The sequence below is a fragment of the Synoicihabitans lomoniglobus genome, assembly GCF_029023725.1.
Lineage (GTDB): Bacteria > Verrucomicrobiota > Verrucomicrobiia > Opitutales > Opitutaceae > Actomonas > Actomonas lomonigloba.
The window spans coordinates 5,260,965-5,280,257 of the sequence record NZ_CP119075.1 but is presented as its reverse complement, the minus strand read 5'-3'; the positions used below and the strand labels follow the sequence as shown (position 1 = coordinate 5,280,257).

The window sequence follows — 19,293 nt, the reverse complement described above, 5'->3', positions numbered from 1 at the left end:
AAAATTGAATCGAATCACCCGTCAGGGTGTTGCCAAGAGCGGCATATTTAGACTCAGCTTGGTGCCAATAGGCCCATTTGGGCCTGCCTACGGGCAACTCCTGCGCCATTCTTCCGTTTTGATCGACATCCTCCGAGAGTCCACCTCCCAGCTGCACCAGTCCTTGGAAAGCCAGCTCGGCGGCTTCACTTCTGTAAACACCGTGGCCCGTTACCGCGCCCTGTTGCGATGCTACCGGGCGCTCTTCGGTGATCTCCGCACCGAGTGGCAACGCCACCCCATCGCACTGGACTGGTCGCCCAATCTCGATCAACGCATCGCCGATTTGGACACCGATCTCAGCCAACTCCCCTCCGTCCCGGCCCATCCCACGGGCGACGAGGCATTCTCGCTCCCCCGGCTCGATGCGGTCGGGCTCCGCGCCGGTTGTCTCTACGTGGTCGAAGGCTCGGCGCTCGGCGGTCTCATGCTCGCCCGCGACTTTGCCACCCGCATCCCGGAGCTCACCGACGACTCGCTGCACTTTTTCCAGGGCGCCGGCCCCGCCGCCACCTCTCGCCGCTGGCGTGCGTTCATGGCCTGGCTCGCATCCCGTGAGTGGACCACTCCGGAAACCACTGCCGCCACCAACTGCGCCACCGCCACTTTCGCCTACTTTTCCGCCCGGCTGTCCCCCGCGATGCCGAACGAATCCGCCTGCGCATGAGCCCTCCCGATTCCACCGGTCCGATCGACCTGTCCAACTGCGATCGCGAGCCGATCCACATCCCGGGCTCCATCCAGTCCCACGCGGTGCTGTTCGCGCTCCGTGAACCCGATTGGTTGGTGGAACAGGTCTCGTCGAACGTCTCCGTCGTGCTGCCCGAAGCTCCCGTTGTCCTCGGGCAAAAGCTCGATGCCCTGCTCCCCGCCGAGGTGCTGGCCGCATGGCGTGAGGAATCCGCCCGCGAACCCATCAATCAAAATCCTCTTTACCTGCCGCCTCTCCCCGCGCCCGACGGCGGGCCACCTTTCGAGGCGCTCCTCCACCGCCACAATACAGTCCTCATCCTCGAGCTCGAACGTTGGAAAGATGGTGAAGCCCTGAAGAACGCCCCCTCCCTCGGCCGTTTTCAACGCACGCTCAAGTTGCTCTCCGAGGCGAAGTCACTCACCGATTTCTGCCAACACGCCGCCACCAGCGTGCGCGAATTCATCGGCTTCGACCGGGTCATGGTTTATCGCTTCGCCGACGACGATTCCGGTCACGTCATCGCCGAAAGTCGCCGCGACGATCTCGAGAGCTACCTCGGTCTGCACTACCCCGCGTCGGACATTCCCAAACAGGCCCGCGACCTCTTCCGTCGCTCGCCCGTGCGTCTCAACCCCGACATTTATTACCAGCCGGTCCCGCTCGATCCACCGCTCCATCCGCGCACCGACAAGCCCCTCGACATGAGCCACTGCGTGACGCGCTCCATGTCCCCCATCCACGTCGAGTATCTTAAAAACATGGGCGTCGGCGCTTCCATGTCGTTGTCCATCGTCGTCGAAGGCCGCCTCTGGGGACTCTTCGCGTGCCATCACTACCGGCCGCGCTACGTCACCCACGGTGCGCGCATCGCCTGCGAGTTTCTCGCCCAGACCCTCTCGCTCCAAACCGCCGAAAAGGAACGTCTGGACCAGGCGCACTACGCGTCGTCCCTGCAAACCGCCCGTGAGCAACTCACCGGCCTGTTCGAAGAATCCAACGACTTGCCAACCACTCTGCAGGAAGCGGCACCCATACTCGGCGAACTGCACGCCGGTGCCTCGGCACTACTGCTCGCCGATGCCGTCCACCCCATCGGAGCCGCCCCCTCCGAAACCGCCATCCGCCAACTCGGGGCCTGGCTCAGCGAACACCAGCCGACGAGCGTCAACGCCACCACCAGCCTGACCACCTGGGTGCCCGAAATCGCCGACGCCTTCGCGCCCTACAGCGGGGTGCTCGCCGCCCGACTCTGCCGCAACCCACCCGCCTATTTGTTTTGGTTTCGGGTGCCCGAGGTGCAGATCGTCAACTGGGCCGGCGATCCCACCAAACCCGTCGAATCCGGCCCGCTCGGCGATCGACTGACCCCGCGCAAATCCTTCGCGCTGTGGCAGGAAGAGGTCCGCGACCGCTCCTTGCCATGGCACGCCGTCGAAGTCGACGCCGCCCGCGCCCTCCGCCATGTCGTCCTCGAAGCCATGGCCCGCCACACCGAGCGCCTCATCCGCCTGCAAGTCGAGTTGGAGAATCGCAATCAGGACCTCGAGTCCTTCGCTTACATTGCGTCCCACGATCTCAAGGAACCCTTGCGCGGACTACGCAACTACGCGCGCTATCTCCACGAGGATCACGACGCCGAACTGAGTCCCGAGGCCCGCCAAAAACTTCAAACCGTGCAACGGCTCGGCCTGCGCATGGAGCAACTCATCGACGCCCTGCTTCACTACTCGCGCGTCGGCCGCACGGAACCCCGCCGCGAGGACGTCGACCTCAATGAGATTCTCGCTCAAAGCCGCGAGCTGATCACCGCCCGGCTCGAAGAACGCCCCACCGACATTCACGTGCCTCGGCCCCTCCCCCATGTGACCGGCGATCCGGTGCTGCTCACCGAAGTTTTCGCCAACCTCATCAGCAACGCGGTTAAATATAACGACAAATCGCAGCCCCGCATTGAGATCGGTTGGATCGCCCCGCCCGACGGCCCGCTTCGCTTCCGCGTGCAGGACAACGGCATCGGCATCGATCCCGCCAATCAGCACGCCGTCTTCCGTATCTTCAAACGACTCCACGGCCGCGATGAGTTCGGCGGTGGGGTCGGCATCGGCCTCACCATCGTGCACTCGATCATCACGCGCCTCGGTGGCCACATCTGGCTCGATTCCATTCCCGGCAAAGGCACCACGTTCCACTTCACCCTCGCCCCCGCCGACCCTGGCGGAATCGGCTCCCCGGCGCCCTCCGCCGACGCCCCTTCGGCCTGATGCCTCTCTCGCCCATTCCTCTGCCGCATCCACTGCGCGTGCTCATCGTCGACGATGTGCCGGAGGACTGTGTCGAGATCCGCCGACTGCTTTCGCGCGGCCAGGAAAACGACTGGGATATCACCACGGTCAACGCAGCCGAATCCGCCATCGACGTAATAGCCCGGCAGCTGCCCCACTGCTTGCTCATGGACCTCGATCTCGTGCGCATGAGCGGCAAACAGCTGCTCGACCACGTCATCGAAACCTACGGCCCCCACGCCTGCGGCATGGTCATGCTCACCGCCTCCGACAGCACCAGCATTGCGGTCGAGCTCTTGAAGTCCGGCGCTCACGACTACCTGCAAAAAGGCAAAGTCACCGCCGTCCAACTGCGCAAAGCCGTGCGCAACGCCGTCGAAAAGGCGACCATCCGTCGCGAGATCTCCGCCAGTCGCGCCGAACTTCAAAACAAAAACACCGCCCTCAGCGAGGCCGTCGCCGATCTCACCCGCGAGTCCAACCAACGCGAACGCGCCGAGGACGCCCTCCGCAAAAGCGAACGCCGCTTTCGCAACCTCGCCGACAACATTTCCCAACTCGCCTGGATGACCGACGAGACCGGCTACATTTTCTGGTATAACAAACGCTGGTTCGACTACACCGGCACCACGCTCGACGAGATGCGCGGTTGGGGTTGGCGCAAGGTGCATCACCCCGACCACGAGGAACGCGTCGTGCGCAAGATCTCCGAGTGCTTCGAAAGCGGATCCTCCTGGGAGGACACCTTTCCGCTGCGCGCCCGCAACGGCTCCTATCGCTGGTTTCTCTCCCGCGCCGTGCCCATCCACGACAACGCCGGCAAGGTCCAGGGCTGGTTTGGCACCAACACCGACATCACGCATCAACTCGAAATTGAGGACGCCCTCAAATCCGCCCGCGACCAGGCGCTCGCCGCCTCCCGCGCCAAGGACGACTTTCTCGCCGCGCTGTCTCATGAGCTGCGCACCCCGCTCAATCCCGTGCTGCTCACCGCCAGCGAACGGGCCCGCGATCCGAACCTGCCCGCCGAAATCCGCCACGACTTCGGATCGATCCGTAAAAACATCTCCCTCGAAGCCCGACTCATCGACGACTTGCTCGACCTCACCCGCATCACCCGCGGCAAGCTCACCCTGCGACAAGCGCCGCTTGAACTGCTGGAGGTCCTCGACGACGCCCTCGCCATCGTGCAGGCCGAGTTCGCCGAGAAAAAACTGCAATGGAATGTCACGCGTCCCGACGCCCCGATTCCGCTGCACGGTGACGCCGTCCGCCTGCGCCAAGTCTTTTGGAACGTGCTCAAAAACGCCGCCAAATTCAGCCCCGAAAAAGGTGAAATCGTCATCGACCTCAGCTTCGATGCCGCTGCCGTCCCCGCCGACGCCCGGGCCACCCTCACGGTGTCCGATTCCGGCATCGGTCTCTCTTCGGAGGAACTGAGCCGCATCTTCGACGCCTTCTCCCAAGGCGACCACAGCACCAAAAGCTCCCACCGCTTCGGCGGCCTCGGCCTCGGTCTCGCCATTTCGCGCAGTCTGGTGGAGCTCCATCACGGCACCATTCAGGCCTGCAGCGAGGGCCCCTGCCGCGGTGCCACGTTTGTGATCACCCTGCCGACCGCCGCCCGCCCCGGCGATGAGACCTACGTCGCGCCGACCGCCGCGCCACGGTCGCGCGCCACCACGCGCTCGCCCCATCCCGGCACCACCGCCCGCCGGGTCCTGCTGGTCGAGGATCACGCTCCCACCCGCACCACCATGACGCGCCTGCTGCGGCAACGCGGCTTCGAGGTGTCCACCGCCGCGACCCGGGCCGAAGCGCTGGATGTGCGCCGCCACGGCCACATCGACGCCCTGCTTTCCGACATCGGACTGCCCGACGGCGACGGCTGCACCCTCCTCAACGAACTCCGCCAACACTGGCCGCGCCTGGAGGGCATCGCTCTCAGCGGCTACGGCATGGAAGAGGACCTCAAACGTTCCCAACGCCACGGCTTCGTTCTCCACCTCACCAAGCCCCTCGAAATCGACCAACTCGATCAAGCCCTCGCTCAACTGGCCGAGCATCTCGGCGCCCCTCCCAACTCGACTACCTGATGCCCGCCGCCGCCCTTGACTCCTTTCGCTTCCAAATCGTCGGCCCGCCTGCGACGACCGCTCCAGTCGTCGCCTGGCTGGAGCAGGCAGGCGTATCCACCGATCAACGACTCGTCGTCGAGACCCCCGCCGAGCTGCCTGCGCCGCTGCCCTCGGACGAACATCTCGCCACGCTCGCCACCGACCCCGGCGACGTGACCACTTTGCTGGAGCACCACCTGCTGGTGGGGGGATGGGATCTGTCGACGGAAACACCCACCGCCGTGCATTTCCACCTGTCCGGGTCGACTCCCCCTCCGGCGGCCGCCGAGATCCTCCGCCTCGCCCATCTGAATCGGCGGCACCACGGCGAGCTCCGCACCATCAGTCATCGCCTCACGCACGACTACATGAGCCCGTTGGGCGCCGTCATCACCACCGCCGCCACCCTGCGGGATCCCAGCATTACACTCGAACCGGAGGACCGTGAACTCGTGGAGGCGATCGCCACGTCCGGCGAGGAGCTCAAGCAATTGTTGCTACGCATCCGCTACGTGCTTCAGGCCAGTCTTAAACCGCCCGCCTTCACCGTCGTCGACATGACCGATGTCTTCTGGCAACTGCGCGACTTGCTGCAATCCCGGGTCATCCGCGCTCAGGCCCATGTCGAGTGGCCCGACGACGGCGGCCATGTCCGCGGCGTCACCGCCTGGATTCTCCAAATGTTTGAGGAGCTCCTGATCAACGCGTTTCGACACAACCCGCCCGGCGTCGAAATCAGTGTCGAAGTCGAAGCCCACACCGACGTCATCCGCTTCGCGATCGTGGATAATGGTCGCGGTCCCGCCACCGATGCCGCCGCACTCATCGTGCCGTTTCACCGGCGCACCAGCAGCGACCACCACGGCTGGGGGCTGACCATTGTGCAACGTCTGGCCGAACTCCAACACGGCACCCTGGGCTCCCTGCCGCCGACCGAGGGCCGCCACGGGTTTTATTTGGAACTACCGCGCGCCGCGCCGCTCACTTCCGCTTAAACCGGTAACGCCGTTCATCGGCTTCATCCGGTTCGCCGCGGAGACGCTGGTCGAGCAGGCGGGCGGCAATCTGGCTGTAGGTGATGCCGTTGCCACCGTAACCGAGCGCAAACCAAAAACCCGACCGCGACACGTGTTCGCCGATGTAGGGCAGTCCGTCCTTGGTCTCCGCAAACGTTCCCGCCCACGTCCAATCGGCCTCGATGCGCGGGATCTCCGGAAACCAGCGTCGCAGCTTGCGCTCCAACAACCGGGTCTTCTCCGGCACCCGCCGATCCCGCTCCGCCGGATCGCGAAACGGATCATCATAGCCGCCCGCCAACAGCCGACCGTCCGCGGTCGTGCGCATGTAGCAGTAAGGCTGACGCGTCTCCCAGATCAACGGTTCACCCGTGGGCAACCCCGGTCGCTCCGGCAGTGGCTCGGTGACCATGGCGTAGGTCGAATTCAGTTCCATCACTTGGCGTGGCAGAAAGGGACCGGCCTCGAAGCCCGTCGCCACCACCACGCACTTGGCCCGCACCACCGCCTCGCGGTCGGTGTGCAACACGATGCGTCCGCCCGTCCTGCGCCAACTCGTCACCGCCGTGCGATCGTGCACGCCCGCGCCCGCCGCCTGCGCCCGCCGCAACAGGCCGTGGGCCAACGCGTGCGCGTCGACCTGCGCCGCGTCCCGCCGCGAGGTCAGCAACCCCGCCGGATGTGGCAGGGACGAACGTTCCCGCAGGTCGCCCTCCTCCAGCCAATGCACACGAAATCCGGCTCGCTGCCGCGCCTCAAACTCCCGGCGCAGCCGCGGCACGTGATCCTGATTGCTCGCGAGCAACAGGCTGGCCTTGTCTTTAAAATCGGTCTCCCGCCCGACTTCTCCCGCCAACTCCCGCAACGCCTGCACGGCGTCACGACAATCCTGATACGCCGCCGCCGCCTCCTCCCAACCATGGCGCTCGGCCAGATCGGCCAACGGCGTGTCGATCTCGTATTGCAACAAGGCCGTGCTCGCCGCGGTGCTGCCGCGAGCCGCCTCCCGGCGGTCCAATACCACCACGTCGTGACCAGCCCGGGCCAGGCGGTCCGCCGCCAGCGCCCCGGTGATGCCGGCGCCGATCACCGCCACGTCGGCGGTGCGATCGCCCGGCAGGGGTGAATAGGTGGCGAGCAGGCCGTCGCGCAACGGCCAGAAAGGGGTGCCGGATATGAGATCCATTGGTCGGAAAAGCAGGACGCAATTTGAAATGGGATCGCCCGGCCCCGTCCCCGCGGGGCCGGATCGATCCACGACGAGATCAGACGTTTTGGTAGACCTCGGAATCACGCAGGTCGCGCACCTTGTCGTGGCTCTGCTGCACCTCGGCATACTGACGCTGCACGAGAGCGGCCGCGGTCGGATCGAGCGTGGCCGAGAGGGCGTCCCGGTAGGCCGCCACCGCGTGGTCTTCGCCGCGCTCGCACTCGGCGAGAATCGCGTGGTTATCCTTGGTCGTCACCACCTCGCGCAGCTTCATCCAGCCACGGTGGGCCTTGGCGGCGATCGAGCCGGAATCCTCGGCCTTCTCGCCGAGCTGGTTCACGCTGGTGCGCAAAGCCGCCGCGAAATCGCGACACTGCTCGCTCAGGCGACGAAAGACGGCCTGCAGTTCCGGCAGTTCGACCTCTTCCGCCGCGTGGCCGAAGCCGTCGGCTCCATCGCAGCAGACTTCGATGAGGTTGTTGAGGACGTGGATGGTTTCTTCAGTGGTGGTATTCATGATGATTGGGTTTGGGTTTGAGGGTTCAAGGGAGTCGGCGATACCGAATCGAGATCGGGGCCGTGCCCGGGCCAATCGCAGCCGGTGTGCCGGGCCGCACGCTAACGAAACCCTAGTCATTGGTTTACATCGGTTTAAAAAATATTATCGATTTTTAAACCAGCGCCCGAAATCCGTTCAGCAGGCAAATCGCCCGACGCTCGGGTAAGCCCCAGGGCATTTTGCGCGGTCAGCAAAATCGGTCACAGCCCGCGATAGGCGACACACTCGCGCAACCCGCGGATCGAATCGTATCCGCCGTGCGCGCCGAAGGACTGGTGGCGCACCACCGCCACACACGCCGGGTCGACCAACTTGGCGAGCGCATCCCGATAACCAGCGACGACTCGCTCCTCCGTGCGTTCGCACTCGAGCAGCAGCGCCCGCGCGTTGCGCACCGCCAACGCCTCCCGCAATTGCATCCAACCCAGCCGCGCCGTGCCCGTCCAGGTGCCCCGGCCTTCGGGTTCTCCGCCCAATTGATGCACACAGGCGGTGAGCTTTTCGACGAATCCTTGCCGCTGAAGCGCCAGTGTGCGGAAAACCGGCGCGAGCTCCGGATAGGTCACTTCCTTCGCCGCCGTGGCAAAGCAGGCGGCGCTGTCGCGGCAGAGCTCAATCAAGTGATTCAGTGTATCAATCGTATCATCCGTGATGGTGGTCATGGGGGGAATTAGGGTTTGGGCGCGCCGGTCGGGAGTCGTCCGGGCTGCTCCGCCTGCGCCCATCGCGTGCCATCTGCCGTCGGTGAAATCTTAGTCGCTCTTCTCCAGCATTTACCAAAAGACGACCTCGCCGCCAGGGCCCTCCGATCGCGACAATTTGCCCGATCACCGAACCCCCGAACCGGCACTTTGCAGTCCATCGATCGCCGATCCACTTCGGCGGGTTCACGGCCGGAGTCACCCCGCCGACCGCTGCGCTTTGGAAAAATTTCCGAAAATGTTGCCCCGCCTGTTTCCGTCCACCCCACCAGCCTAACTGATCCCATTGTCATACAGTGCTTTAAGTAGATTACCCGCCGGAAAAACTTTGTCCGCGGAGGGACGATTTCAGGCGTTTCGCAGCGCGAGAAATCTTCTCGCTTTGCAATTCGCATGAGCGCGATGGACCGGAACGCGTCACGGAAACCCCTGCGTCGAACCGCGCCGCGCCGCATCGGTCGATGCAGTTGTTATGAACACCAAACGCATCCTCCTCCCCGCATTCTCTGGACTCGCAATGATTGCCCTGTTGCTGGGCTCCGGTTGCGCCTCCTTTGAGTCCCGCTCGGAAGAAAAATCCTACGTCTTCGATGCTCTTCCGGCCGAAACCAAACAACGCCTGAAGGACGGCGAGATCCGCATCGGCGACACCTTCGACATGGTCTACATCGCCCTCGGTGCTCCCACGGAAAAGCGCGACAAGTTGACGGACCGAAACCGCGAGACGGTTTGGGTCTATGCGTCTTTCGATCGCCGCTACGAAGGTGAAACCACCGTCGGCTATCACCGCGTGGTCACCCGCGAACCGGGACTTCTCGGCCGCTACCGCGTGAGCTACGTGCCGGTTTCGGAATCGGTCTACAGCGAACGCGTCGACGAACGTTTCCGCATCACGTTCTCCGACGGCCGGGTCACCGAAATCGAGTCGACCAACTAATGCTCAGAACCCGCTGAACACTCTTCCTTCCCTCAATCCTTTTCTCACCACTGCTATGAAAACCAACACCACCTCATTCCGGTCGTGCCTCGTCGCCCTCGCGACGTTGGCCACTGCCGCCACCGTTTCCGCCGCTTCCATTGAAGAGGAACGCGACGCCGTTCGCGAGATGCGCAACGAAGTCCTTGCCGACCTCTACGAAATCAAACCCGAAGCCGAAGGCCGCATCGCCAAAGCCGAAGGCTACGCCGTGTTTTCCAATGTCGGCGTGAACATCATCTTCGCTTCCTTCGCCGGCGGCCACGGTCTCGTGGTCGACGACGCCGGCCATGAGACCTTCATGAAAATGGGCGCGGCCGGTCTGGGTCTCGGTCTCGGCGTGAAAGACTTCCGCGGCGTCTTCGTCTTCTACGACCGCAAAGCCCTCGATGACTTCATCGAATACGGCTGGGACTTCTCCGCCCAGGCCGATGCCGCCGCCAAGTCCTCCGAGAAGGGCGGTCAAGCCGCCGCCGTCGGCAATATCGGCAACAACGTCGAGGTTTACCAATTCACCAAAAACGGCCTCGCCCTCCAAGCCACCCTGCAGGGCACGAAGTATTGGCGCGACGCGGCGCTCAACTAACGCCCGCGCCACCCACGTTGCTCCTCTCTGAGGGCGGCCCACGTCGCCTCTCCAGCGCCTCCCCCACCGGAGGCGCTTTTTTTGGGACCCGTCACCTGCACGCCAACCCGCCCCGGGATCATGCAAAATGACCGGTTTTCGCAAACCACCGGCATGCAGAACGCATGATGCCGTGAGTGTGAGAATATGTTAAGTTTTTTAATTACATTATTACCATATGGTTACGAAATTACGCCAACCACGGCACACAACGTGATGAAGGAGTAGGCACACCCACTTCTTCTTATGAACACACTCGCCCTCGATACTCCGCTTCTCAAATCCAACCGCCGCCGCAAGCAAGACGATGCCACGCTGGTGGCTCGCTTCCAACGCGGTGACGAAGATGCCTTCGCCCAGATCGTCGAAGCCTACCGCACCCGCATCCACGGCTATGTGCGCGGCATGCTCCGCGACAGCACCGACGCCGAGGAGGTCACCCAGGACACATTCGTGCGCGCTTACCGCGGCCTCGAACGTTTCCGCGGCGATTCCTCGCTCTCCACCTGGTTGCACCGCATCGCGACGAACCTCGCCCGCAATCGCTACTGGTATTTCTTCCGCCGCCGTCGCCAGGACACCGTGTCGCTCGATTTCGTGGCCGATCCCACCAATGACCGCCCGGTCATGGATTCGATCGCTTGCGAGTCGCCCGATCCGTCCCAGCAATCGACCAACGAGGAGTTCATGCAGTCCATCCGCGACTGCATGGATCAGATCGAGCCCCGCTACCGTGAGGCCCTCACGCTGCGGGTCGGCAAGGACCTGCCTTACGCGGAAATCGCCGAAATCACCGGCGTGCCGGTCGGCACCGTAAAGAGTCGTATCGCCCGCGCTCGCCGCGAGCTGCGTGACCTGTTGGTCGCCACCGTGCCGGAACTCGCCGAAGGCGTGTCCATCAACGGCTTTCTCGCCGCCGAATTGAACTGATCGCCTGGATCCACCCCCGGCCCGCCCCCTCCGCATGACCGACTGGATTCACGAGCTCATCGACACGGCTTCCTATTCGGGGGTCGCCGTCCTGATGTTGCTGGAAAACATCATCGTGCCGATCCCGGCCGAAACCGTGATGTTGTTGGCCGGCTTCGTCGCTTCGCGCGGTGATCTGTCCTTCATCGGAGTGGTGGCGGCCGGGACCGCCGGGTCGGTCGTCGGCAACCTGCCCCTCTACCTGTGGGGTCGGCACATTGGGCGCCGCCGGGTGCGTTCCTGGTTCAATCGCCACAGCGCGTGGTTGCTGCTCGAACCCGAACAACTCGACCGTGGTTTCGACTGGATTGCCAAGCGCCGGGGCGCGCTGGCCATCGCCATGGCGCGTCCGCTACCCGGCGTCTGCACATTGATTTCCCTGCCCGCCGGCGCCGCCGGCATGAGTGCCGGTCGTTTCCTCGCCGGTTCATTCGTGGGCGCCGCGATCTGGAACACCTTGCTCGCGACCTTCGGTTTCCAACTCGGGGAAAACTACCGCCACGCCGAGCGCTACTTGGGCTACACGCTCATCGCCTCCGCGTCACTGCTGGTCGGCGGCATCGTCTGGCACCTGCTCCACCGCTGGCGCCGCCTCCACCGCAAGCCCTCTCCTATTTCCGCGCTATCATGAAAATCTGCTTCTTCACCAACACGTTTCTGCCTCACGTCGGCGGCGTCGCCCGCTCGACCCAGACGTTTCTCGAAGACTACCGCCGGATGCGTCACCGCACGCTCGTGGTCGCGCCGGAATTTGCCGAGGGCTCCGCCCCCCGTCGCATCGAGCGCTCGGTCGAGCGCGTGCCCGCCCTGCAGAATTTCAACGGCAGCGACTTCTCCGTGCGACTGCCGCTCGGCGCCGCCCTGAGCGATCGTTTGGGCAAATTCAAAGCCGACATCATCCACGCTCATCATCCCTTTTTACTCGGCGACACCGCGCTGCGGGTCGGTGCCGAACGGGGCGTGCCCGTCGTCTTCACCCATCACACCCTTTACGAACAATACACGCACTACGTCCCGCTCGATTCGCCGGCGCTGAAGAACTTCGTCTCCGATCTTTCCACCCGCTTCGCCAACTGCTGCAGCGGCGTGATCGCACCGAGTGAAAGCATCGCGGAGCTGATCACCGCGCGCGGCGTCGAACGGCCGATCCGCGTTATCCCGACCGGCATCGATACAAAAATGTTCGAGTCCGGTCGCCGCGATCGGTGGCGCCGTCACTTTAATCTCCGCGACGACGATGTCGTTATCGGCCATGTCGGACGACTCGCGCCGGAGAAAAATTTACCCTTCCTCGCCGACGCGCTCGCCCGTTGTCTGCGCCGCCATGAAAACGCCCATGCCATGATCGTGGGCGATGGCCCGTCCCGCGCGGAAATGGATCGCATCTTCGGCGATGCCCGCGTGCTGCACCGCGTGCATTTTCTCGGTCAACGCACCGGACGCGCCCTGCACGATGCCTACGCCGCCATGGACGGGTTTGCGTTTGCCTCGCACAGTGAGACGCAGGGCATGGTGCTCGCCGAAGCCATGGCCGCCTCCAACCCGGTGATCGCGCTGGACGCCCCCGGCGTGCGCGAGGTGGTGCGCGACAACGCCAACGGTCGCTTGCTCCACGGCGACGCCACGCCGGAAGCCTGCGCCCGCGCGTTGAGTCAACTCGTGCGCAATCACGACGCCCGCCAGCGCTGGACCGCCCAGGCCCGGCAGGACGCCGCCGCGTTCGACCGCAAGGTCAGTGCCCGCGACGCCCTCGCCTTCTATGAAGAAATGATCGCGGCGCATGATCACGCGCCATCCGACTCATTCGCCGATCGGTGGGCGCGGTTGGTCGACCGCATCAGCATCGAAACTCAACTCGTGGCCGACAAGGTCGGCGCCGCCGCCGGCGCCCTCAGCCACTCCTTTCTCGGCGCGCCGTCCTCCGCCGCGACCAGCTAACCGGAAACCGCCGCCATGCTCTTTCGTCTCCACGCCCGCTTCCGCCATTGGCGGCGGCGCCTCAGCCGTTCCGAATGGTTTGTCCGCTGGTTCAATCTCGAAGCCGATACCGGCTCCGATCATGCGCCCGGTTTGTTGATGATTCAAATCGACGGCCTTTCCCGGCAGGAGCTGGAGCGCGCCCTCAATCACCAACGCCTGCCCTGGCTGCGTCGGCTGTTGCGCAAGCAAGGTTATCGCGTGCACGACTTCTATTCGGGTCTGCCCGCCAGCACCCCGGCGGTGCAGGGGGAATTGCACTACGGCGTGCGCACCGCCGTGCCCACGTTCAGTTTTCTGGATCGGCGCTCCGGTCGCATCGACATGATGATGCAGCCGAGTGCGGCCAAACGCATCGAAGCCGACCTCGCCGAGCAGGCCGAGGGGTTGCTCAAAGGCGGCAGTTCATGGTCCAACGTCTACACCGGCGGTGCCGACCAAAAGGAGAGTCACTTCTGCGGTGCCAGCATCGGCATCGGCGACACCTTGCGCAGCACGCAATGGCGGAAGCTGCTGCTGTTCGCCCTGCTGCACGTCGGATCGATCCTGCGTCTGCTGGCTTTGCTGCCGGTGGAGCTCGTGCTGGCGCTGGTCGACGCCGGGCGTGGCATCGTCGCTCGACGCCAGTCGTGGATGCGCGAAATCATCTTCGTTTTCGCCCGGGTGCTCGTCTGCGTCGGACTGCGGGAGTTGATCACCTTGGGCACCAAAATCGACCTCGCTCGCGGCCTGCCGATCATCCACGTCAACTTTCTCGGCTACGATGAACAGTCCCATCGCCGGGGCCCGTCCTCGTTGTTCGCCCACTGGACGCTCAAAGGCATCGACCGCGCCATTGGCATCCTGCACCGCTCCGCCCGTCGTTCGCGTCGGCGCGACTACGAGGTTTGGATCTTTTCCGATCACGGTCAGATTCGCGCCACCCCCTTCGGCCGCGTGGTCGACGGCGGGCTGGAAGGCGTGGTGGGTCGCCATATGCCCCACGCCACGGGCTCCTCCTCGCCCCAGAAATCCGCCGCCGCCCCGTCCTGGTCTTCCTCCCACGCCCCGCGCTGGCGTGATCGCGCCGAAGGTCCGGACGACAAGGTGACTTCCGCCTTCGGCGACGAACCCTTTGCTCTCGCCGCCATGGGACCGGTCGGAAACATCTACCTGGCCGAACCGCTGCCGCCCGAACGTATCCGCCATTTGGCGACCAATCTCATCGCCGACGGCGTGCCGGGCGTGCTGCTCCGACGAGACGACGGCAAGGTGGACTGGATCACCTCGACCGGCGAGTTCGTGCTGCCCGATCACACGGACCAGTTGCCCCACGCGGAATCCCGTCGCGCCACCATCGCGGAGGATCTCACCCGCCTCGCCCACAATGAGCACGCGGGCGACTTGATCGCGCTGGGCTGGGATTGTGACGGCACGTCCTACACCTTTGCCGACGAAAACGGGTCCCATGCCGGCTGCTCCCCCCAAGAAACCCATCCGTTTCTCCTGCTGCCCGGACATGTCCGACTCCCGACGGGGCCCGCGCCGTTCCGACCGGCGGACCTGCGGCGTCTCGCCCTGACTCATCTCGGCCGCCACGATGCCGTCACGGCATCACCTCCTGCGACTTCGTCCGCGGAACGTTTGCGGGTCGTCAGCTACAACGCCCACGCCTGTCTCGGTCTCGACGGTCGCTGTTCGCCCCATCGCATCGCCCGCGTGCTCGCTGATTGTGACGCCGATGTCATCGCATTGCAGGAACTCGATTGCGGTCGCGCCCGTTCCCGGGAAGAGGACCAACTCCAAGTCATCGCGGATCAATTGGGCTTTCACGCCACCTTCTGTCCGGCCGTCTCCGGTCCGCAGGGGCACTACGGCCACGGGCTGCTCACGCGCTTTCCCATCATCGAGTCACGTTACGGCGAGCTGCCTGGTTGGGGCCGCCTGGAGCCACGCGCGGCTTTGATGGCCCGACTTGATTGGCACGGCCGTCCCGTCACCGTCGTATCCACTCACCTGGGACTCACGCGCACCGAGCGCCTGCAACAGGTTGACACCCTGCTGGGGGACGAATGGCTCGGGGCCACGGCGGAGGACGAACCGGTTTTGTTTTGCGGCGATCTCAACACCAGCCCCGGCTCGATTCCCTACCGTCGGCTCGCCTCGCGGCTGCATGACGTGCAGGCGCACTGTCCCGATCACGTCAGCCAGGCGACCTTCCCGTCGTTTCTGCCGGTGCGGTGCCTCGACCACATCTTTGTCTCGCCCCACTTCAACATCGAGGACGTGGATGTCGGGCAGGGCGAACTCCCCCGCCTGAGTTCGGATCACCTGCCTTTGATCGCCACCCTCGCACTTCCGACCGACTCCGCGGCCGCTTCCGCCCCCGCAGAGAACACATCACCCGCCATGGCTCAGCACGCCTAGGTCATGCCCGGTCCAACCCGTCCCTCCTCCCTCCATGTTTTCCCATTTCGTGAAACCCACTCCGTCGTTCCTGCGGCGGGGTGGTTTAATTTTAGAGGTATGCTATGATATTTAACCTGAACCACTTGGGTGAATCTGCCGATTCGGGCATACTGCAATGCTATCTTTTTACGCACGAATCACTTAAATATAATCCCCTAGGACATTTGGATGGACCTGGATGTAGGGGATAACAAGGTAAGCCGAACGATGACTGCGCTGCGGCGACTCACCCAATCTATCGCAACGTGGCATCGCGGAATCGTGTTTGCCGCCGGTATTCTATTGCTGGTGGCCCTGGCGGTCGGCCTCTACACCTCGAGGAGCACCGCCATGCGCATGCAACGAGTGAATCACTCCCATGCGGTTCTCGCCCAGATCGACCGCGCGGTGGCGTTGCTGCGTAACGCCGAGAGCGAACAACGCGGTTTCCTGATCACCAGCAGCGAGGGCTACGAAAAAGCCGCCGAACAGTATGCCGAGGAACTCGACGAGGCGTTGGAGGACTTGATTATCCTGGTGGCCGAAAACCCGCTGCAATCCAGACGAGCGCGCAATTTGCGGGACGCGATCTACGAGCGCCTCACGGAGTTGCGGGGCACCGCCCAGTTCATGCGACGGGGCTCCATCCGCGATCTGCGCGAGATGCTGGGCGACGAATCCGAACTGCGCGTGATGGCCCGCATCCGCGAGATTCATTCGGCCATGACCGCCGCGGAGCAAACGCTCCTGGCCCAGCGCAGCAGCGAGATGAAAACCGAGCTCCAGGTCGCGACCCTCACCGTGCTAAGCTCGGGCGGACTCGCCCTCATCCTCGGTGGCCAGGCCTTTTTTCTCCTCCGCCGCTCGCTGCGATCCCTGGAACGCGAGGCCGAACTGCTGCGAGAAAAGGAATCCGCCGAATCCGCCGACCGCGAAAAGAGCGAATTCCTCGCCAACATGAGCCACGAGATTCGCACGCCGATGAACGCCGTGCTCGGATTCGCCGAATTACTCTCCGGGGCGGTGACCACACCGAAGCAGCGCCACTACGTCGATGCGATCAACAGCAGCGGCCGCGCGATGCTTTCGCTCATCAACGACATTCTCGATCTGTCCAAAATCGAAGCCGGCAAACTGGAGCTGAACTACCGGCCGATCTCCGTCGAACGCCTGCTGGATGAAATCAGACAGGTGTTCTGTCCGCAGGCCGAAGCGCGCGGGCTGAAGATCGTCATCACGGTCGATCCGAGCCTGCCCCCTTCCCTGCTGTTCGACCAAACCCGCCTGCGTCAGATCCTGTTCAACATTGTCGGCAATGCCCTCAAGTTCACCGAACAAGGGCAGATCACCGTCCATGCATCGTGTCGCCTGTGCACCAGTGACGAGACCAAGGTCACGCTATTTCTCACCGTGGCCGACACCGGCATCGGCATCTCGCCAGAGCACCAGACCGCCATCTTCGAACCGTTTCGGCAGGTCGATGACGGGCCCGCCCGCGGCCACGGCGGCACCGGCCTGGGTCTGAGTATCACCAAGCGACTGACCACTCTCCTCAACGGTCAGGTGGAACTCGAGAGCATCGAAGGCCAGGGCACCACCTTCCGCTTTGCCTTTCCCCAAGTGGCCATCTCCGCCGCCGCTCCCGCCATGGAATCGAGTGATTCCAGCGCGGAGAATTTCGACCAACTCAAACCGAGCGTCATTCTGGTCGCCGACGATGTGACCTTGAACCGGGACCTCGTCGCCGGGTTCCTCGAAAACTCCCGCCACCGCGTGGTCCACGCCGCCAATGGCGAGGAAGCCCTGAACCAAGCCCATATCCACGATCCGGATCTCATTTTGCTCGATATTCGCATGCCGGTGATGGACGGACGGGAGGCCCTGTCAAAGCTACGCCAGGACCCCGACCTGCAGGACGTGCCGGTCGTCAGCGTCACCGCCTCGTCGATGTTGGACGAAGAAGAGGAACTGCGGGCCCACTTCGATGGCTACATTCGCAAGCCGTTCACCAGCGCCCACCTCTTCAAGGAAATGTCACGGCTGCTGCCGCCCGATGAGCAGCAGGCCGCAGCCGCGCCCGAACCCACCCCGGAGTTGACCGAACCGCCTCCCGCCCCGGGACCGGAATGGCCGGCCCTGCTCGCTTATTTGCAGGCGTTGGAAGAAGGCCGGTGGCGCGCCCTGAGTAAATCGATGGGTGCTCGCGAAACCGCCGCGTTTGCGCACGATCTCATTAACCGCGGAGAAGCGGCCGCCTGCCCCGCCGTGATGGCCTACGGCCAAAAACTCACCGAACAAGTCGAACGCTTCCAAGTTTCCGCCATGGAATCCACCCTCCAACACTTCCCCCAATTGGTTTCCGGTCTCAGCGAACAAATGGCCTCAGCAAAATGAGCAATACGACTCCGCCCCTCTTGTCCGCCAGCGGTCGCGATGGTGTGGTCCTCGTAGTGGACGACGTCGAACGCAACCTGCAGGTCGTGGGTGAACTCCTCACGCAGCAGCGCTATGAAGTGCTCTTCGCCACCAACGGCAAAACCGCCTTGGAACGGGCCGAAGCCGCGCAACCTGATCTGATCCTGCTCGACATCATGATGCCCGGTATGAGCGGCATCGAGGTCTGCCAACGTCTCCAACTCAACCCGCTCACGCAGAGCATTCCGGTGATTTTTGTCACCGCGACCCACGACGCCGAGACCGCGGTCAAAGGCTTCACCGAGGGCGCGGTCGACTACGTGACCAAACCTTTTCACGCCGCCGAACTGTTGGCCCGCGTCTCCACCCACGTCGCCCTCAAACACGCGCGTGACCGCAACCGACAGGTCATCACGGAAAAGAATGACCTCATGGCCGCCGTGGCCCATGACCTTAAAAACCCCCTCACTTCCATCCAGATTGCCGGCAACGTTTTGCGCGATGGCTTGGTCGGCGACCCCAAGCTCGAGATGGCCAATGTCATCGTCGATTCATGCAATGAACTGCTGTCGTTGATTGAGGATCGCCTTAGCCGCAACGCCCGCGAGGCCGCGATCGCCCAGCTGAGCTTGAGTCCGATCAACCTACGCAACCTCCTGCAATCGGTCGCCCAACAGAACCGACCCATTGCCCACGCCAAGGACATTACCCTGGATCTGGATTTGCCCCTCGATACGGAATTGAACATCCAGGGCGACTACCACGCCACCGCCCAGATTTTCGACAATCTCGTTTCCAATGCCATCAAGTTCTCGCCCCGCGGCAAAACAGTGAGCATCGAGTGCGGCGCCCCCGGATCACCCGGCTGCATACGGATCAAGGTCGTCGATCACGGCCCCGGTTGCAGCGAGGCCGATCGGCGGGACTTATTTAAGCCCTATCATCGCCTGAGTGCCAAACCCACCGGAGGCGAAAGCAGCACCGGACTGGGCCTGAGCATTGCTCACGATCTGGTGCTTAAAATGTCCGGCCGTATCAGCTGTGAGGATACCACCGGCGGGGGCGCGACCTTCTGGGTCGAGCTGCCCGAGTCTGCGGCCTAGGGTGTGATTAGGAAATAGAAGGCACCAGCGTGAGCGCGACCTGGGGCTCACGCCAGGCGGCCACGACGGAGGTGACCCAGCGGGCCATGCCGTCGCGGACAACGCCGCGCCAGCCTCATTGCCCATTCCCCCCTTCGGGCTGATTTCCAAAACCCACCCTAAACCCCCGGACCAGACGGGCCA

At 63.8% G+C, this 19,293-nt stretch carries 15 protein-coding genes; 12 read left to right on the top strand and 3 right to left on the bottom strand.

Annotation, left to right across the window (positions count from 1 at the left end; translation table 11 throughout):
• The first annotated feature begins 118 nt into the window (after positions 1–118).
• The 4 genes from PXH66_RS20375 to PXH66_RS20360 are packed head-to-tail and all read left to right on the top strand — an operon-like array spanning position 119 to position 6,127.
• Positions 119–706: a biliverdin-producing heme oxygenase gene (locus PXH66_RS20375; RefSeq protein ID WP_330929996.1), complete on the top strand. Its 588-nt coding sequence runs from the start codon at positions 119–121 to the stop codon at positions 704–706.
• On the top strand, positions 703–2,994 hold the full coding sequence (locus PXH66_RS20370) for an ATP-binding protein (RefSeq protein ID WP_330929995.1): 2,292 nt from the start codon (positions 703–705) through the stop codon (positions 2,992–2,994). Before PXH66_RS20375 ends, PXH66_RS20370 begins: the two co-directional genes overlap by 4 nt.
• Entirely contained in the window at positions 2,994–5,111 is a 2,118-nt protein-coding gene (locus PXH66_RS20365) for a hybrid sensor histidine kinase/response regulator (protein ID WP_330929994.1), read from the top strand. The genes PXH66_RS20370 and PXH66_RS20365 overlap by 1 nt, the downstream gene beginning before the upstream one ends.
• Complete coding sequence (locus tag PXH66_RS20360) at positions 5,111–6,127, top strand: sensor histidine kinase (RefSeq protein ID WP_330929993.1); 1,017 nt, start codon at positions 5,111–5,113, stop codon at positions 6,125–6,127. Before PXH66_RS20365 ends, PXH66_RS20360 begins: the two co-directional genes overlap by 1 nt.
• Here PXH66_RS20360 and PXH66_RS20355 read toward each other — a convergent pair.
• The 3 genes from PXH66_RS20355 to PXH66_RS20345 all read right to left on the bottom strand — a co-directional run bounded on the left by PXH66_RS20355 (position 6,114) and on the right by PXH66_RS20345 (position 8,579).
• Positions 6,114–7,334, bottom strand: a complete 1,221-nt coding sequence (locus PXH66_RS20355) for an NAD(P)/FAD-dependent oxidoreductase (protein ID WP_330929992.1) — start codon at positions 7,332–7,334, stop codon at positions 6,114–6,116. The genes PXH66_RS20360 and PXH66_RS20355 overlap by 14 nt on opposite strands.
• Before the next feature lie 79 nt (positions 7,335–7,413).
• On the bottom strand, positions 7,414–7,875 hold the full coding sequence (locus PXH66_RS20350) for a PA2169 family four-helix-bundle protein (protein WP_330929991.1): 462 nt from the start codon (positions 7,873–7,875) through the stop codon (positions 7,414–7,416).
• Between the two features lie 242 nt (positions 7,876–8,117).
• Complete coding sequence (locus tag PXH66_RS20345; RefSeq protein WP_330929990.1) at positions 8,118–8,579, bottom strand: PA2169 family four-helix-bundle protein; 462 nt, start codon at positions 8,577–8,579, stop codon at positions 8,118–8,120.
• A gap of 511 nt (positions 8,580–9,090) precedes the next feature.
• Here PXH66_RS20345 and PXH66_RS20340 point away from each other — a divergent pair.
• The 8 genes from PXH66_RS20340 to PXH66_RS20305 all read left to right on the top strand — a co-directional run bounded on the left by PXH66_RS20340 (position 9,091) and on the right by PXH66_RS20305 (position 19,110).
• Positions 9,091–9,555 carry a hypothetical protein gene (locus tag PXH66_RS20340; RefSeq protein WP_330929989.1) on the top strand — a complete coding sequence of 155 codons (465 nt, stop codon included), beginning with the start codon at positions 9,091–9,093 and terminating at the stop codon, positions 9,553–9,555.
• Positions 9,556–9,610: 55 nt separating this feature from the next.
• The gene (locus PXH66_RS20335; RefSeq protein ID WP_330929988.1) at positions 9,611–10,180 is read left to right on the top strand and encodes a lipid-binding SYLF domain-containing protein; all 570 of its coding nucleotides are present in this window, start codon (positions 9,611–9,613) and stop codon (positions 10,178–10,180) included.
• 285 nt (positions 10,181–10,465) lie between these two features.
• Positions 10,466–11,149 (top strand): RNA polymerase sigma factor, encoded by a 684-nt coding sequence (locus tag PXH66_RS20330; RefSeq protein WP_330929987.1) that lies wholly within the window; start codon positions 10,466–10,468, stop codon positions 11,147–11,149.
• A 34-nt stretch (positions 11,150–11,183) separates the two neighbouring features.
• Positions 11,184–11,819 carry a DedA family protein gene (locus PXH66_RS20325; RefSeq protein ID WP_330929986.1) on the top strand — a complete coding sequence of 212 codons (636 nt, stop codon included), beginning with the start codon at positions 11,184–11,186 and terminating at the stop codon, positions 11,817–11,819.
• The gene (locus tag PXH66_RS20320) at positions 11,816–13,126 is read left to right on the top strand and encodes a glycosyltransferase (protein WP_330929985.1); all 1,311 of its coding nucleotides are present in this window, start codon (positions 11,816–11,818) and stop codon (positions 13,124–13,126) included. The genes PXH66_RS20325 and PXH66_RS20320 overlap by 4 nt, the downstream gene beginning before the upstream one ends.
• Before the next feature lie 15 nt (positions 13,127–13,141).
• Positions 13,142–15,571 carry an endonuclease/exonuclease/phosphatase family protein gene (locus PXH66_RS20315; protein WP_330929984.1) on the top strand — a complete coding sequence of 810 codons (2,430 nt, stop codon included), beginning with the start codon at positions 13,142–13,144 and terminating at the stop codon, positions 15,569–15,571.
• A 249-nt stretch (positions 15,572–15,820) separates the two neighbouring features.
• The gene (locus tag PXH66_RS20310) at positions 15,821–17,986 is read left to right on the top strand and encodes an ATP-binding protein (protein WP_330929983.1); all 2,166 of its coding nucleotides are present in this window, start codon (positions 15,821–15,823) and stop codon (positions 17,984–17,986) included.
• Positions 17,983–19,110 carry a hybrid sensor histidine kinase/response regulator gene (locus tag PXH66_RS20305; protein ID WP_330929982.1) on the top strand — a complete coding sequence of 376 codons (1,128 nt, stop codon included), beginning with the start codon at positions 17,983–17,985 and terminating at the stop codon, positions 19,108–19,110. The genes PXH66_RS20310 and PXH66_RS20305 overlap by 4 nt, the downstream gene beginning before the upstream one ends.
• The last annotated feature ends 183 nt before the right edge of the window (positions 19,111–19,293 follow it).

What these genes read in the sequence shown, in the direction of transcription:
- PXH66_RS20350 (WP_330929991.1), bottom strand. Translation starts at nt 7,875, where the DNA reads ATGAATACCACCACTGAAGAAACCATCCACGTCCTCAACAACCTCATC.
- PXH66_RS20345 (WP_330929990.1), bottom strand. Translation starts at nt 8,579, where the DNA reads ATGACCACCATCACGGATGATACGATTGATACACTGAATCACTTGATT.
- PXH66_RS20355 (WP_330929992.1), bottom strand. Translation starts at nt 7,334, where the DNA reads ATGGATCTCATATCCGGCACCCCTTTCTGGCCGTTGCGCGACGGCCTG.
- PXH66_RS20330 (WP_330929987.1), top strand. Translation starts at nt 10,466, where the DNA reads ATGAACACACTCGCCCTCGATACTCCGCTTCTCAAATCCAACCGCCGC.
- PXH66_RS20365 (WP_330929994.1), top strand. Translation starts at nt 2,994, where the DNA reads ATGCCTCTCTCGCCCATTCCTCTGCCGCATCCACTGCGCGTGCTCATC.
- PXH66_RS20370 (WP_330929995.1), top strand. Translation starts at nt 703, where the DNA reads ATGAGCCCTCCCGATTCCACCGGTCCGATCGACCTGTCCAACTGCGAT.
- PXH66_RS20315 (WP_330929984.1), top strand. Translation starts at nt 13,142, where the DNA reads ATGCTCTTTCGTCTCCACGCCCGCTTCCGCCATTGGCGGCGGCGCCTC.
- PXH66_RS20340 (WP_330929989.1), top strand. Translation starts at nt 9,091, where the DNA reads ATGAACACCAAACGCATCCTCCTCCCCGCATTCTCTGGACTCGCAATG.
- PXH66_RS20305 (WP_330929982.1), top strand. Translation starts at nt 17,983, where the DNA reads ATGAGCAATACGACTCCGCCCCTCTTGTCCGCCAGCGGTCGCGATGGT.
- PXH66_RS20335 (WP_330929988.1), top strand. Translation starts at nt 9,611, where the DNA reads ATGAAAACCAACACCACCTCATTCCGGTCGTGCCTCGTCGCCCTCGCG.
- PXH66_RS20325 (WP_330929986.1), top strand. Translation starts at nt 11,184, where the DNA reads ATGACCGACTGGATTCACGAGCTCATCGACACGGCTTCCTATTCGGGG.
- PXH66_RS20310 (WP_330929983.1), top strand. Translation starts at nt 15,821, where the DNA reads ATGACTGCGCTGCGGCGACTCACCCAATCTATCGCAACGTGGCATCGC.
- PXH66_RS20360 (WP_330929993.1), top strand. Translation starts at nt 5,111, where the DNA reads ATGCCCGCCGCCGCCCTTGACTCCTTTCGCTTCCAAATCGTCGGCCCG.
- PXH66_RS20320 (WP_330929985.1), top strand. Translation starts at nt 11,816, where the DNA reads ATGAAAATCTGCTTCTTCACCAACACGTTTCTGCCTCACGTCGGCGGC.